Source organism: Rhizobium sp. UFLA01-1127, assembly GCF_059803845.1.
This window is the reverse complement of record NZ_JAUQTZ010000008.1, coordinates 1-13,456: the sequence shown is the minus strand read 5'-3', so window position 1 is coordinate 13,456 and position 13,456 is coordinate 1. Positions and strand designations below refer to the sequence as shown.

Below are 13,456 nucleotides of genomic sequence, written 5' to 3'. Positions count from 1 at the left end.
GCAAAGAGCTGGGGCACTCAGGTCCCGCTTCAACTTTCGGCCACTCTGTTGAAGCTCCCACGATAGCCGTTTGGCACTAATGCGGGATATGTTCATCCAATTGATGGAGGATCGAACTTTCTCTGGGATAGGGCTGCCGAGTGGGGCATCAGTGCACAAGTCGGCGCAGCGATCATTGGCTCTCATGCGCGCAAATTTGGTGGTGTGGGCGCCGGACCGCCGGCACCCACTGCCAAAGCCGGCTATTCGTGAGTCTTGCCTTCGAAGTCTAAGATGCCTCCGAGCGGTACGTATTCCCGGCCATCGAACTGGTATAGCTGGAGTGCTTCCACAGGGTAGATGTCGGATCCTTCCTTGGTCGTCATTGTGATGCCGTCTTGGAGCAATGGGTTTTTCCACCCGTTCATGTTGTGAACGACGTTCATCAGCTCCTCGCGGGTCGGAGCCTTGAGCTTTTCGAGGGACTGGATGAGCGCGTCGCCAATTGCATACCCGGTCTGACCGATCGAATTGGCGAAGACGAAGTTCACCTTGGCCGCCTTTATGGCATTGAGATAGTGATCGATGCCTTCGTCACCGGACTGCTGATCGCTGGTAATGGGTTTTAGGAAGTCGGAGGTGATGATACCCTTGGCATTTTCCAGGCCGACTGATTGAAGAACCGGATACGCCGACGACAAGTTGGTGACCAGTGTCAAAGGCTTCCAACCGCTTTCGGATTGGAAGCGGATGGCTTCGCCCCCCTGGCGGGGCGCGGCGATAATCACCAGGGTGTCGGCGCCGGAAGCTTTCAGAGTGTTTAGCTGGGTCTCGACAGTGGGGTCTTGCGATGTCACCGGCTGGCGTTCGATCACCTTGATATTCGTTCCGTCGATTGCGCTGTCGAAGGCCTTCATGAAGGTCTGGCCCGTCTCCGTGTTCAGATACAGGAAAGCCACCTTTGCATCGGGCTTGTTGATCTGAAGGTAGGCAGCAAATGAGTCTGCTTCGGTTGAAAACGACGGTACGAAGCCAACCTCCCATTCGGGTGCGTTCAGCGAGATGACACCGGAATACATGAAAACGTTCGGCACTTTCTTCTGCGTGATATAGCGGCCGATCGCCAGGTTGTTTGGCGTCGCGGCCGTGCCCACGAGAGCAAATACCTGATCTTTCTCGACCATCTTGCGGACATTCGCCAAAGTGCGCTGGGGATCAAGGCCATCGTCTTCGATGACGAGATCGATCTTGCGGGTCTTGCCATCGCCCATCTTGACGCCACCTTCGGCGTTGGCCTGTTCGACGCGTGCGCGGATTCCTTCGGCGACACCGCCAACGATAGCGACCGGTCCAGTCAGCGGTCCCGTGACGCCAATCTTAATGGTGTCGTCGGTGACGCCCGGCGACGGTTCCGCTGCATTGGCATTGCTTGCCGCGAGCAGTGCCGCGACGGCCAGCGGCATCGTGCATCCTTTCAGTACAGAGATAAATCTCATATCAGTTCCTCCCTTGTTTCAATTTGGCGTCGGCTACTCGCCATCCTCCGAAAAGTCATCGAGAGCCATTTTTCGATGAAGCCAGTGACCCCATTGCGCGCGACCATCATGATCAGGATCAGCGCGAGGCCGTAGATCAGGTTGCCGAGGCTCAGGTTGATGTCAGATGCCCAAGTCGGGACGAAGACCATGAAGAGACCGCCGAGAAACGCTCCGACGATACTGGTGGCGCCGCCGACAATGCTGCCGATCACGATGTTGATGGACAGGATTGCCAGGAACGACTCCGGGCTGATGAAACCGCTGATGATACCGAACACGCCACCGCCGAGTCCCGCGAGCGCCGAACTTGCGGCAAATGCCCAAAGACGGGTGCGTGTCAGGTTGATGCCGAGCGCCTGAGCAATTTGTGGATTGTCCCGCTGTGCCCTAAGCGCGCGCCCGTTTTCGCCGAAGAGCATCAGCGAGACGAGCAGGGCACCGACACCCGCGCATATAAGCGATATGATATAGAGCCACAGTTCGGGGCGATCCGAGAAGAAACTCGGAGCTTCGGGGGCGTCGATCGAAAGCCCCGATACGCCGCCGGTCAGGCTTTTCATCTTGAGCAGCAGTTGCGGGAACGCGGCCGCAATGCCGAATGTAACGATGGCCAGTTGCAAGCCCTGAAGCCTGAGTGCTGGAAGGCCGATGACCAGCCCAATCGCGGCTGCCACCGCGGCTGAGGCAGGCAGCGTCACGAGCGGCGAGACGCCGTAGGTGGCGTTGAGGATCGCGGTAACGTAAGCGCCGACACCGAACAGTGTTCCCTGTGCGAGGCAAATCTGCCCGGCGAACCCCATCAGCAGGTTCAAACCAAGGATGGCAATGGCATAGGCGATGGCAATCGCCACCTGCTGCAGCGCGTATCCCGGCGCGAAGACCGGGATCAGGATCGCGACGATCGCGAAGAGACCGAACTTGAGAGCGGCCGCGCGAAATCCATCATTCATAGCTTTGTCACCTTATAGGAACCGAACAGGCCAACGGGCTTCACAAGCAGGATGACCAGGGTGAGGGCGATCGGCACTGCGATGCGCATGTCGGCGCCGATGAATGAGAGGTAGCTGGCACCTAAGCTTTCGGCGACGCCGACGGCGAGGCCGCCGACGATGGCGCCAAGCGGACTGTCCCAGCCGCCGAGCGTCGCTGCAGCGAGCCCATAAAAGAGGATAGGCGTCATCATCGTCGGGCTGAGGAACAGTCGGGGGGCAATGAGGATGGCGGCAAGCGCCCCGATGACAGCGGCAAAGCCCCATCCCAACATCAGCATTCGTTCGACATTGACGCCGACAAGCACGCTTCGAGCGTGGTCGAAAGCTGCCGCGCGCATCGACAGTCCAAGCCTGGTGAACCGGAAAATGAAGCCCATTGCTGAAGCAATAACGAGAAGGATCGTCAGCGTGCCGATGGCGGAAGAGAGCACGCGAACCCCACCGATATTGAAGCCGCCGTCAGGGAAAAGGCTTGGGAACGAGAGCTGTTCGGCGCCCCACATCCACATGCACGCGGCTTGGAAGAGAACGAGGATACCAAGGGTGATAACGACGATTGCCTCCACCGGAGCGCTCATCATCGGCCGGATAATCAAGCGGAAAGTTACAATCCCAATAGCAAACGCCACAATGAGGCTCGCGAGGACGGCGAGCCAGAGCGGCGCACCCCATTGCATCAACTGCCAGGCGACATAGGCGGAAAAAGTCGCCATCTCCCCCTGGCCGAAGTTGACGACGTTGGTTGCCCTGAAGATGAGGACGAGCGCCAGGGCCAGCGCCGCGTAAATTGCGCCCGTGGTCAGGCCGCTGACGACGAGCTGGAAGAAGAGGCTCATCAGGCAACTCCCAGGTAAGATTTCTTGATGTCTTCGTTGTCGATCAGCTCCTTTGCCGCACCGCTCGCGACGATCTGGCCGGCCTCGATAACGAAGGCCCGGTCGGCATATTGAAGGGTGATGTCGACATTCTGCTCGACCACGAGCAGCGTCATGCCGTGATCCTTGTTGAGCGTCTTGAAAATCGCCAGGATTTCCTGGGTGATCGAAGGGGCGAGCCCGAGCGATGGCTCGTCGCACATCAGAAGCTTCGGTCGGGACATGAGCGCGCGTGCCACAGCCAGCATCTGCTGTTCTCCGCCACTAAGGTTTCCCGCAAGCTGGTTGCGCCGTTCGCGCAGACGCGGGAATGTCTCGTACCAGCGTTCCTTGTCCTCCCTCACTTGGGATCGGTTGGACACGATCGTCGCTCCGAGCGACAGGTTTTCATCGACCGTAAACTCGGAGAAAGTCCCTCGTCCTTGGGGTATATGCGCGATACCGAGCGCGAGGCGCTTCTGCGCCACGATCTTGTCGAGCGCTTTTCCAGCAAAGGCAACCGAGCCCTTGAAGGGGAGCAGTCCCGACACGGCGCGCAGCAGCGTCGTCTTCCCGGCCCCATTGGAGCCGAGCAGGGCGACAAACTCGCCTTCGCCCACTGAGAACGAACAGTCGAACAGCGCCTGCGTCTTGCCGTAGAATACGGAGAGATTCTTGAGATCCAGCGTCATGCGGCCTTCCCGAGGTAGGCGGCAATCACCGCGTCGTTGGACTTGATTTCGGAAGGGGTACCTTCAGCCAAGTTGCGGCCCAGGTGCAACACAACGATCCGGTCACAAAGGCTCATGACTAAGCCCATGTGATGCTCGATGAGAAGAATCGAGAGGTTCCGTTTGCGTCTGATACTGTCGACGAGCGACCCGAATTCGTGGACTTCGCCGTGCGTCAGACCGCCGGCAGGTTCGTCAAGCAACAGAATTTTAGGTTCGGCAGCAAGCGCGCGAGCAATCTCCATGCGCTTCTGCAGGGGATAGGGAAGCGACCCGGCGGTGCGCCGGGCGAGCTCGGCCATGCCGACCTCTTCAAGCACCGCCATTGCCTTTTCGCGCGCGGACCGCTCCACAGCCCTTGCTCGGGATGGAGCGAAGATCGCTTGAGCGAATTTGCCGCCAAACTGATGATGTGCCCCGAGCATGACATTCTCCAGAACGGTCATCGAGGCATAGATACCAAGGTTCTGGAAGGTCCTCGCGATGCCCATTCCGATCATCTCGCGCGAAGCGACGCCCTCGAGCGGCTGACCGCCCAGCATGATCGATCCGCTCGTGTAATTAACAAGCCGGGTCGCCGCGTTGAGAAAGGTCGATTTGCCTGCGCCGTTCGGCCCGATCAAGCCACAGATTTCTCCTGCCTTCACGGAAACCGACACGTTGGTTAGGGCCTTGACGCCGCCAAATTGCACGGAGACATCCCGCGCCTCAAGCACAAGGCGCACCTCGGCGATGCTGCTGTTGCTCACTGATTTCCTCCCTTCCGAAGCGGTCTCTCCACGGCCTGTCCATTTCTCTTGTTGACAGCCAATCCCGCTTTGGATACCTATCAGTATCCGAAGACGTTTCGGTATGTCAAGCATCAATCGCGTGGCGATTGCTCCAAAGGAACGTCCTGAGAATGCATGCCGTCGGGTTGGAGAACATGGCGGCGGGATTGGCGAAAACCTTGCGAAGCAGGGTGAGGGAGGAATTCAATGACGGGAACGAACACCGAACTGACGGGCGAAAATCTCTATAGGGACCCCTATCCCGTCTACGCGAGGCTACGCGCGGAGGAGCCTGTGGCCTTCTTCGAAGGGACGAAAGAATATTTCATTACGCGGTTCGACGACTGCCGGACGATCGGCGGCAACGACAAGGTGTTCGGACCGTCGGGCTCGGCGGACCGTCCGGAAGCCCGCGTCATGGGCATGCCGAACGTCCTGACCATGTCTGGCGAGGATCATCAGTGCCTCCGCCAGGGTATCGACGAGAATCTCACGCAGGAACGCGTGCGCTCGTTCGTCGAAGGTCTGACACGCCCGGTCGTGCAGCGTTACATCGACTCCATCAAGAAGAATGGTGAAGCGAACCTGACGACGGAACTCTTCGAGCCGATCTCGGTGCGGTGCATTGGCGATGTCATCGGCCTAACGGAGACGCCAAACGAAACCCTCGTGGAGTGGTTTCACGCGATGGCGCTAGGCCTGCAGAACGTCAGCAATGATCCGGCCATATGGAAGCGACTGGACGACGCGCTTGCCGACATCGACAAGCAGATGGGCGATCTTTACCAGGCGTGCCTGTCGAAGGCCAACCACTCGCTGCTCAGCCATGTCATGTATGGCGGCATGCCAAAGGGCGAGGTTCGAAGCTGGGAGGAGATTTCTCCGACCATGCGCGTCATCATCCTGGGCGGCCTCCAGGAGCCAGGCCATGCAGCGGCGAATGCCTGCACGGGGCTTCTTTCTAATCCCGACCAGGCGAAGCTTATGGCGGAGCAGCCGCAGCAAAATGCGATGCGCGCCTTCGACGAGGGTCTGCGCTGGATCGCCCCGATCGGCGTAACGCCCCGCATCGCCAAGCAAGATTTCGAGATCGCCGGCACGGTCATCCCTGAGGGCTCATCCGTCGCCATCGTCATGGGGTCGGCCAACCGCGACGAGACGCGTTTCGAAGATGCCGACCGCTTCGACATGTTCCGCAAGAAGAAGCAGCACCTGTCGTTCGGTTTCCGTCCGCACTTCTGTTCCGGCCACTTCCTGTCCCGTGCGATGGGCGAGATTGCGCTTACCGAGGTGTTCCGGCAGTTGCCCGATCTTCGTCTCGATCCGTCGCGGGAGATCAAGGGCAAAGGCTGGCGGTTCCGTGGCATATCCGACCTCCCCGCGAAGTGGAATGCGTGATGTCGCTGATCATCGATTGCCACGGCCACTTCACGACCGAACCGCCGGAGCACCACGCCTTCCGCGCGGCGCAAGTCGCCTATGCGGAAGGAAAGTCTTCCGAGCTCCCCGCCTATCCGGGAATCCCCGATAAGCAGTTGCACGACATCATTGAGGCGAACCAGCTTAAAATTCAGCGCGAGCGCGGCTCGCATGTGACGCTGCTCAGCCCCCGTGCTTCCGGCATGGGACACCATGTACCGGGGCTGTCGGTCGCCAAGGAGTGGTCGCGCCTATCGAACGACAACGTTGGTCGGATCGTTGACATGTTCCCAGATAATTTCGCGGCAGTTTGCCAGCTTCCCCAGACAGTCGATGGCGACCTGTCTGATGTCATCGAGGAGTTGGAGCGCTGCGTCGAAAACGGTTTCGTCGGATGCAATCTCAACCCCGACCCATCAGGCGGGCGTTGGAGTGCGCCACCGATCTACGATCCATGGTGGGATCCCATGTGGGAGGCCATGGTCGCCCTCAGGGTCCCCGCAATGATCCATGTTTCAAGTTCCTGTGAGCGCTGCCTTCACATGACGGGCGCACACTACATCAACGCGGATACGGCGGTGTTCATGCAGTTGATTCAGGGAGACCTGTTCGAGCGCCATCCGGAGCTCAAGCTCATCATACCGCACGGAGGCGGGGCTGCGCCGTATCACTGGGGCCGCTATCGCGGCCTGTCGATCATGCTCGAAAAGCCGGGCCTCGACACGCACCTTATGAACAATGTGTTCTTTGACACCTGCGTCTATCACCAGGCGGGCATCGATACGCTCTTCCGCGTCGTCGACACCAAGAACATCCTGTTCGGCTCCGAGCTGCTCGGCGCTGTGAAGGCGACCGATCCGGAGACCGGGCACCCGTTCGACGACACCAAAAGATACATCGACCATCTCGCCCTCGACGATCATCAGAGGCAGGCGGTCTTCGAAGGTAACGCGCGACGGGTCTATCCGCTTTTGGACGAAAGGCTGCGCGGGCGCGGACTTTGAAGCCCAGAGCGATTTCAGGAAAAGTGCGCAGCGGTTTTCCGTCCGGAATGCGTCAAAACAAAGGGATAGAGCGGGAAAGCGTTTCCCTGAAACGCTGACCGCTCTGGCGAATATCAGGGAGAAAATCATATGGCTTCCAGCCAACATCTAAGCCTCGCAGGCGGGGCGCAAGGGTTCAACTGGCTCCCGGTCTTCGTGGCCGAAGAGCAAGGAATTTTCGCCAAGCACGGGCTGGTGATCGAATATAAGAAGATGGGCACTGTCGACAAGGCGACCACCGCTGTTGTCGAAGGCGAGGCCGATCTCGCTATAACGCCACCTGAAGGTGCCGTCTCGAACTTCGTCAAAGGCGGCGAGCTCAGGGTCATCGCCTCGAATTCCAATCGCCTGCCGATGTCGCTCGTCGCTCAGCCTTCGGTCAAGACGATCAAGGACGTCAAGGGCAAAAAGGTCGGCACCTCGTCACTGACAGAGGGCACGGCGATCTACACTCAAATGCTGCTGTCCAAGGAAGGCCTGCGGTATCCGGACGACTACGAGTTCGAACTTGCCGGCATCCACACCAAGCGCTGGGAAGCGCTGCAGGCGGGGGAAATTGCCTGCGCCCCGCAACCCGCGCCATGGAATTTCCTGGCCGAACGCGAAGGCTACAACCTGATCGGCGAGATCAACGATGTCATCCCCGAGATCGTCTTTGCCGCTGTCATCGGCCGCAAAAGCTGGTTGGACAGCAACCGCGATGTGGTCGGCCGTTTCCTCAAGGCGCTGTTCGAGGCTTATGCGATAACAAACGACCCGAGCCGCGACGACATCACGCTTCCGATTTTCCAGCGAATTACCACGAAAGACGACACCGAACTCGCCTCACGCGGCCTTCACTACATGCGTGACATGGGCATGTGGCCCGGCGATCTTTCCATTCCGCAAGCTGCGATGAATGCCACGGTCGACTTGATGATCCGCGCCAACCTGCTTGACGAAGCAGCCAGATCGAGCGCCGCAGGCGTGTTCGAGCGCAGCTTCCTCCAGGGCGCGGTCGGCTGGTTGAAATACGTTTGATTGCATCTCGGGAGGCTCCCAATGAAGGTAATGACCAACACATCGCGGACAGACCGCGAGATATGCGAAGCCCTGGGCAAGCTCGGTGTCGCCACAGTCCATGAAGCGCAGGGCCGCAAGGGATTGCTGGCTCCGCATCTGCGCCCCGTGATCGAGGGCGCGCGCATCGGCGGCACGGCGCTCACATGCGAGGTACCTCCGGGTGACAACTGGATGATCCATGTCGCCCTCGAGGTCGCGCAGCCCGGCGATATCCTGGTCGTCACACCGACCTCGCCATGCACGGACGGATATTTCGGCGATCTTCTCGCGACATCGTGCAAGGCTCGCGGAATTCTGGGACTCGTGATCGATGCCGGCGTACGCGATGTCGCCGACCTAAGGTCCATGAACTTCCCCGTCTGGTCCAAGGCGATATCGGCCCAGGGCACCGTCAAGGAGACGTTGGCAAACGTTCAGGTCCCCGTGGTCTGTGCCGGAGCCTATATCGAGCCAGGCGATGTCATCGTCGCCGATGACGACGGCGTCTGTGTGGTCAAGCGCGACGAGGCCGCGATGGTCCTCGAAAAAGCGCGCAAACGCCAGAAAATGGAAGACGAGAAGCGCGGTCTCTACGAGTCGGGCCAACTAAGCCTCGACATTAACAACATGCGTCCGCAGCTTGAGGCGAAGGGCCTGATCTATGAATAGGGCAACGGAACTGCGCATACCCCGGCGTGTCGTCACAGGGATTAGCAACGGCAAGTCGGTGTTCATCAGCGACGGCCCCGCACCCAATGCCCACGCGTACGCTTCTGTGCCGGGCCACCTTACCTCGGTCCTTTATGCAACTTCGGCGAAACCCAGCCTTCCGCAGGGTCATGCGGAGCAGGCGCCGCCGCAAATCCTGATCACCCCCGAACCGGGTGAGACGAAGCTGATGATCGTCGTCTTCCCGCCGGACTCTGTGTTCGCGACCGTCGATCCGGCGGCCGCCTTTGAAGAACAGGCGGTGCATATCCCCGGCCTGATCCAGGCGTTCGAGCCCGACACACCCGGTATGCACACCACCAACACAGTGGATTACGACATTGTCCTCGATGGCGAGGTCTGGCTCGAACTCGATGACGGCGCCGAAACGCTGCTGAAGCAGGGCGACGTCGTCGTCCAATGCGGCACGCGCCATGCCTGGCGCAACAAGGGCGACAAGCCCGCGATCATGTGCTTCGTCCTCATCGGCGCTGAAAGAAAGTCATGACAATGACGCGGGAGGACAACAATCGCTTCTTCGACTGCGTCATCGTCGGCGGCGGGCACGGCGGCTCACAGACAGCGGCGGCGCTCAGGCAGTCCGGGTTCGGTGGGACCATTGCGCTGATCGGCGCCGAGCCGGAAGTCCCCTACGACCGCCCTTCGCTATCGAAGGAATATCTCGCAGGCAAGAAATCCTTCGAAAGGATGCATCTTAGGCCGCACGATTTCTGGGCCTCGCGACAGGTGGAACTGATGCTGGGCAGGCGTGTAACCACCGTCGATGCCGCAGCCCATGTCGTCGCCACGGACCTTGGCGAACGCATATCCTATGGCAAGCTCGTTTGGGCCGCCGGTGGCGAGCCGAGGAAGCTTTCCTGCCCCGGCAGCGAGCTGGCCGGAATCTGCTATATCCGCAACAAGGCGGATTGCGACGCGCTCGTCGAAGTCCTTCCCGGCGCCGAAAGGATCGTGATCGTCGGCGGCGGCTATGTCGGTCTCGAAGCGGCAGCGGTGTTCCGAGAGATCGGCAAAGAGGTCACTTTGGTCGAGGCGCTCGATCGCGTACTCGCTCGCGTAGCCGGGGAGCCGGTATCGAGGTTCTACGAGGCCGAGCATCGCGCACATGGCGTAGACGTCCGCCTCAACTGCGGTGTCAGCTCTCTGGAGGGCTCCAATGGCCGCGTCAAGAATGTGGTGCTCGCGACCGGCGAGAAGATCCCAGCCGATATCGTCGTGGTCGGGATCGGCATTGTCCCTTCGGCCGGCCCGCTGATCGAGGCGGGCGCGGAAGGCGCAAACGGTGTGGATGTCAACGAGTTTTGCCAGACCTCCCTGCCGGACATTTACTGTATCGGAGACTGTGCTCGGCTGCGACACGGCCCTGGCATTCGCATTGAATCCGTGCAGAACGCGACGGATCAGGCGACGACCGCCGCCAAGGCGATCTGCGGCGAACTCAAGCCTTACGATGCGACGCCCTGGTTCTGGTCCAATCAATATGATTTGAGGATGCAGACAGTTGGTCTCAACTACGGCTTTGACAGCGTGGTGACACGGGGTAATCCCGCCAGCCGGACCTTCAGCGTTATCTACCTGAAGGACGGGGCAGTGCTGGCCCTCGATTGCGTCAATGCATCCCGCGACTACGTGCAAGGACGAAAGCTTGTCGATAGCTCAGCGAGGATCGACCGCGACGCGCTCGCAGACACATCGAAACAACTCAAGGAACTTAGCCTCGAAGTGCTGTGAGGCATTCGAGGCCCGGAATGAAAGTGGAGGAAAAAATGTCTATGATTTCAGTGCGTACGCGGGACGGAGAGCTGCACAGTTTCGAGGGGAGAGTGGGCGCTTCGCTGATGGAGAATATCCGAAACGCGGGCTTTGATGAGCTGCTTGCAATGTGTGGCGGGTGTCTTTCCTGTGCTACCTGCCACCTCTACGTTGAGGAATTGCCAGAGACCGCAAGCCTGGCAGCGCCCTCGATCGATGAGAGTGAGTTGCTGGAGGGCTCCGACTACCGCCAAGAGAACTCGCGACTTTCCTGTCAGATCCCCTTTGACGAGACCCTCAGTGGAATCGTCGTTCGCATTGCCCCCGAAGAATAGCAGCAGATCGTCTCGCATCAGGGGCGGATCTCGAGGATCATACGGTGAGCGGCGATCCAAAATCACGGTTAGCGCCTTCCAGCCAGTCAGATCTTTCACCGCTGAATGTCGAGCTGAAGAAAGCAATCAATTAAGGCCCGTCCGCGCCCATGGCACTCATTGCCATGGGCGTTACCATTTCCGCTCATTTATTTGCAGGCGATCTCGCGACTTGGCGCAAACCACTGGAGCGGCTTTGGCTGCATGTGGACGTGCCGGTCTCCACAAGCTATCGCGCGCTGATGTGGTCGGGCGACCTCTGAATGAACTATCCAGAACGCGCAACGGCAGCCTGCCGGTGAAGGTCTTATGGCTGCCGAGGAATGCGTCTCTTTGAGAGTATTTCTTCAGTTGAAAGCGGCGCTCAAGCTTTCACGCCAGCTTCGGAAGCAGGCCGTTGACCGACTCTTTGGCGTCGCCGTAATACATGCGGGTGTTTTCCTTGTAGAACAGCGGGTTCTCGATCCCGGAATAGCCGGTTCCCTGGCCACGCTTGGAGACGAAAACCTGCTTGGCCTTCCAGACCTCGAGGACAGGCATGCCCGCGATCGGTGAATTCGGATCTTCCTGTGCGGCCGGATTGACGATGTCGTTCGAGCCGATGACGATGACGACATCGGTCTCGTGGAAATCGTCGTTGATCTCGTCCATCTCCAACACGATGTCGTAGGGCACCTTAGCTTCCGCGAGCAGGACGTTCATGTGGCCAGGCAGGCGGCCGGCAACCGGATGGATCGCAAAGCGCACGTTCTTGCCGGCTGCGCGCAGCTTGCGGGTGAGTTCCGAAACCGCACTTTGAGCCTGCGCGACCGCCATGCCGTAGCCTGGAACGATGATGACCGAGTCGGCGTCGTTGAGCGCTGCGGCAACGCCTTCGGCATCGATGGCAACCTGCTCGCCAACGACTTCCATCGCCGGGCCGGAGGCATTGCCGAAGCCGCCGAGAATGACCGACAGGAACTGGCGGTTCATTGCCTTGCACATGATGTAGGAGAGAATCGCGCCTGACGAGCCGACGAGCGCTCCGGTTACGATCAAGAGGTCGTTACCGAGGAGGAATCCCGTCGCCGCCGCCGCCCAGCCGGAATAGGAGTTGAGCATCGAAACGACGACCGGCATATCGGCGCCGCCGATGGCCATAACGAGATGAGCGCCGATGACAAAGGCGATCAGCGTCATCAAGTAGAGCGACCATGAACCCGCGCCATTCATGTACATGATCATCAGCGCAAGCGACACGAGCACCATCAGGATGTTGAACATGTGCCGGCCGGACAGGATGAGTGCCTTGCCGCCGATGAGGCCGGAAAGCTTGCCATAGGCGATGATCGAGCCGGTGAAGGTCACCGCACCGATGAACACGCCGAGGAAGATTTCCGCTTCATGGATGATCTTTTCCGCATTGGTGGCGAACTCATGCGCCGTCATGTCGGAGTTGAGGCCGATTAGCACGGCAGCAAGCCCCACGAAGGAGTGTAGCGCTGCCACGAGCTGCGGCATTCCGGTCATTTCGACGCGTTGCGCCAGCAACGTGCCGACGACAGCGCCGACGACGAGCATGATCAGCAGGACGACGGAAAGCCCGACGCCCGGCCCGAGGATGGTCGCGAGTATGGCTATTGCCATGCCGACGATGCCGTACCATACGGCGCGCTTGGCGCTTTCCTGACCGGAAAGGCCGCCGAGCGAAAGGATGAAGAGAACGGATGCGGCGATGTAGGCCGCGGTCTGGATACCGATAGACATGATTCTGATCCCCGGGGCCGGCGTCAAGACTTTTGGAACATGTTCAACATGCGCCGGGTGACCATGAAGCCGCCGACGATGTTGATGGTAGCGATCGCCACCGAAACGGCGGCAAGGGCTGTCACCAGCCAGCCGCCCGCTGTGACCTGCAGCAGTGCACCGATGATGATGATCCCGGAAATCGCGTTGGTCACCGCCATTAGCGGTGTATGCAACGAATGGCTGACACCCCAAATGACTTGGAAGCCGACGAAGCAGGCAAGCGCGAAGACGATGAAATGGCCCATGAAGGCCGACGGCGCATAGGCGCCGATAAGCGCCATGAGCAGGCCGCCGACGATGAGCAGGCCAACCTGTCGGCGCGTTGCCGACTTGAAGGCGGAAGCTTCGGCGGCACGCCGTTCTTCCGGTGTCAGCTCTTTTGCTTTTTCTTGTCGTTTCTGGGCTGCGATCGCCTGGATCTTCGGCGGTGGCGGCGGATAGGTGAT

The 13,456-nt window shown here is 59.8% G+C and carries 15 protein-coding genes; 8 read left to right on the top strand and 7 right to left on the bottom strand.

Translation table 11 applies throughout. The features are described 5' to 3' along the window. Window positions 1–242 precede the first annotated feature (242 nt). The 5 genes from Q4Q11_RS03425 to Q4Q11_RS03405 form a co-directional block, all read right to left on the bottom strand. Window positions 243–1,442 (bottom strand): ABC transporter substrate-binding protein, encoded by a 1,200-nt coding sequence (locus Q4Q11_RS03425; RefSeq protein WP_498568643.1) that lies wholly within the window; start codon window positions 1,440–1,442, stop codon window positions 243–245. A gap of 29 nt (window positions 1,443–1,471) precedes the next feature. Further along, window positions 1,472–2,368 carry a branched-chain amino acid ABC transporter permease gene (locus tag Q4Q11_RS03420; protein ID WP_498568642.1) on the bottom strand — a complete coding sequence of 299 codons (897 nt, stop codon included), beginning with the start codon at window positions 2,366–2,368 and terminating at the stop codon, window positions 1,472–1,474. 95 nt (window positions 2,369–2,463) lie between these two features. Next, complete coding sequence (locus Q4Q11_RS03415; RefSeq protein WP_498568641.1) at window positions 2,464–3,345, bottom strand: branched-chain amino acid ABC transporter permease; 882 nt, start codon at window positions 3,343–3,345, stop codon at window positions 2,464–2,466. Then, on the bottom strand, window positions 3,345–4,055 hold the full coding sequence (locus tag Q4Q11_RS03410) for an ABC transporter ATP-binding protein (protein WP_498568640.1): 711 nt from the start codon (window positions 4,053–4,055) through the stop codon (window positions 3,345–3,347). The genes Q4Q11_RS03415 and Q4Q11_RS03410 overlap by 1 nt, the downstream gene beginning before the upstream one ends. Further along, entirely contained in the window at window positions 4,052–4,786 is a 735-nt protein-coding gene (locus tag Q4Q11_RS03405) for an ABC transporter ATP-binding protein (RefSeq protein ID WP_498568639.1), read from the bottom strand. The genes Q4Q11_RS03410 and Q4Q11_RS03405 overlap by 4 nt, the downstream gene beginning before the upstream one ends. Before the next feature lie 285 nt (window positions 4,787–5,071). Between Q4Q11_RS03405 and Q4Q11_RS03400 the strand changes: the two genes are divergently transcribed. The 8 genes from Q4Q11_RS03400 (at window position 5,072) to Q4Q11_RS03365 (ending at window position 11,485) form a co-directional block, all read left to right on the top strand. Continuing rightward, window positions 5,072–6,262: a cytochrome P450 gene (locus tag Q4Q11_RS03400; RefSeq protein WP_498568638.1), complete on the top strand. Its 1,191-nt coding sequence runs from the start codon at window positions 5,072–5,074 to the stop codon at window positions 6,260–6,262. After that, a complete protein-coding gene (locus tag Q4Q11_RS03395) occupies window positions 6,262–7,287 on the top strand; it encodes an amidohydrolase family protein (RefSeq protein ID WP_498568637.1) in 1,026 nt (341 codons plus the stop codon). Before Q4Q11_RS03400 ends, Q4Q11_RS03395 begins: the two co-directional genes overlap by 1 nt. A 129-nt stretch (window positions 7,288–7,416) precedes the next feature. After that, window positions 7,417–8,346, top strand: coding sequence for an ABC transporter substrate-binding protein (locus Q4Q11_RS03390; RefSeq protein ID WP_498568636.1), 930 nt, complete (start codon window positions 7,417–7,419; stop codon window positions 8,344–8,346). A gap of 21 nt (window positions 8,347–8,367) precedes the next feature. Beyond that, entirely contained in the window at window positions 8,368–9,036 is a 669-nt protein-coding gene (locus Q4Q11_RS03385; protein WP_498568635.1) for a 4-carboxy-4-hydroxy-2-oxoadipate aldolase/oxaloacetate decarboxylase, read from the top strand. After that, on the top strand, window positions 9,029–9,583 hold the full coding sequence (locus Q4Q11_RS03380) for a cupin domain-containing protein (protein ID WP_498568634.1): 555 nt from the start codon (window positions 9,029–9,031) through the stop codon (window positions 9,581–9,583). The genes Q4Q11_RS03385 and Q4Q11_RS03380 overlap by 8 nt, the downstream gene beginning before the upstream one ends. Then, window positions 9,580–10,827, top strand: coding sequence for an NAD(P)/FAD-dependent oxidoreductase (locus Q4Q11_RS03375; RefSeq protein ID WP_498568633.1), 1,248 nt, complete (start codon window positions 9,580–9,582; stop codon window positions 10,825–10,827). The genes Q4Q11_RS03380 and Q4Q11_RS03375 overlap by 4 nt, the downstream gene beginning before the upstream one ends. Window positions 10,828–10,844: 17 nt before the next feature. Then, a complete protein-coding gene (locus tag Q4Q11_RS03370; RefSeq protein ID WP_498568632.1) occupies window positions 10,845–11,183 on the top strand; it encodes a 2Fe-2S iron-sulfur cluster-binding protein in 339 nt (112 codons plus the stop codon). A 149-nt stretch (window positions 11,184–11,332) separates the two neighbouring features. Beyond that, a complete protein-coding gene (locus Q4Q11_RS03365; protein ID WP_498568631.1) occupies window positions 11,333–11,485 on the top strand; it encodes a hypothetical protein in 153 nt (50 codons plus the stop codon). A gap of 109 nt (window positions 11,486–11,594) precedes the next feature. Here the strand turns inward: Q4Q11_RS03365 and pntB are convergent, their stop codons facing one another. Both pntB and Q4Q11_RS03355 read right to left on the bottom strand, forming a co-directional pair. After that, on the bottom strand, window positions 11,595–12,968 hold the full coding sequence (gene pntB, locus Q4Q11_RS03360; protein WP_498568630.1) for a Re/Si-specific NAD(P)(+) transhydrogenase subunit beta: 1,374 nt from the start codon (window positions 12,966–12,968) through the stop codon (window positions 11,595–11,597). A 23-nt stretch (window positions 12,969–12,991) separates the two neighbouring features. Then, window positions 12,992–13,456 (bottom strand): proton-translocating transhydrogenase family protein (locus tag Q4Q11_RS03355; RefSeq protein ID WP_498568629.1); only part of this gene is annotated, 465 nt, incomplete at its 5' end.

What these genes read in the sequence shown, in the direction of transcription:
- Q4Q11_RS03425 (WP_498568643.1), bottom strand. Translation starts at nt 1,442, where the DNA reads ATGCCGCTGGCCGTCGCGGCACTGCTCGCGGCAAGCAATGCCAATGCA.
- Q4Q11_RS03415 (WP_498568641.1), bottom strand. Translation starts at nt 3,345, where the DNA reads ATGAGCCTCTTCTTCCAGCTCGTCGTCAGCGGCCTGACCACGGGCGCA.
- Q4Q11_RS03410 (WP_498568640.1), bottom strand. Translation starts at nt 4,055, where the DNA reads ATGACGCTGGATCTCAAGAATCTCTCCGTATTCTACGGCAAGACGCAG.
- Q4Q11_RS03400 (WP_498568638.1), top strand. Translation starts at nt 5,072, where the DNA reads ATGACGGGAACGAACACCGAACTGACGGGCGAAAATCTCTATAGGGAC.
- Q4Q11_RS03395 (WP_498568637.1), top strand. Translation starts at nt 6,262, where the DNA reads ATGTCGCTGATCATCGATTGCCACGGCCACTTCACGACCGAACCGCCG.
- Q4Q11_RS03390 (WP_498568636.1), top strand. Translation starts at nt 7,417, where the DNA reads ATGGCTTCCAGCCAACATCTAAGCCTCGCAGGCGGGGCGCAAGGGTTC.
- Q4Q11_RS03385 (WP_498568635.1), top strand. Translation starts at nt 8,368, where the DNA reads ATGAAGGTAATGACCAACACATCGCGGACAGACCGCGAGATATGCGAA.
- Q4Q11_RS03380 (WP_498568634.1), top strand. Translation starts at nt 9,029, where the DNA reads ATGAATAGGGCAACGGAACTGCGCATACCCCGGCGTGTCGTCACAGGG.
- Q4Q11_RS03375 (WP_498568633.1), top strand. Translation starts at nt 9,580, where the DNA reads ATGACAATGACGCGGGAGGACAACAATCGCTTCTTCGACTGCGTCATC.
- Q4Q11_RS03370 (WP_498568632.1), top strand. Translation starts at nt 10,845, where the DNA reads ATGAAAGTGGAGGAAAAAATGTCTATGATTTCAGTGCGTACGCGGGAC.
- Q4Q11_RS03365 (WP_498568631.1), top strand. Translation starts at nt 11,333, where the DNA reads ATGGCACTCATTGCCATGGGCGTTACCATTTCCGCTCATTTATTTGCA.
- pntB (WP_498568630.1), bottom strand. Translation starts at nt 12,968, where the DNA reads ATGTCTATCGGTATCCAGACCGCGGCCTACATCGCCGCATCCGTTCTC.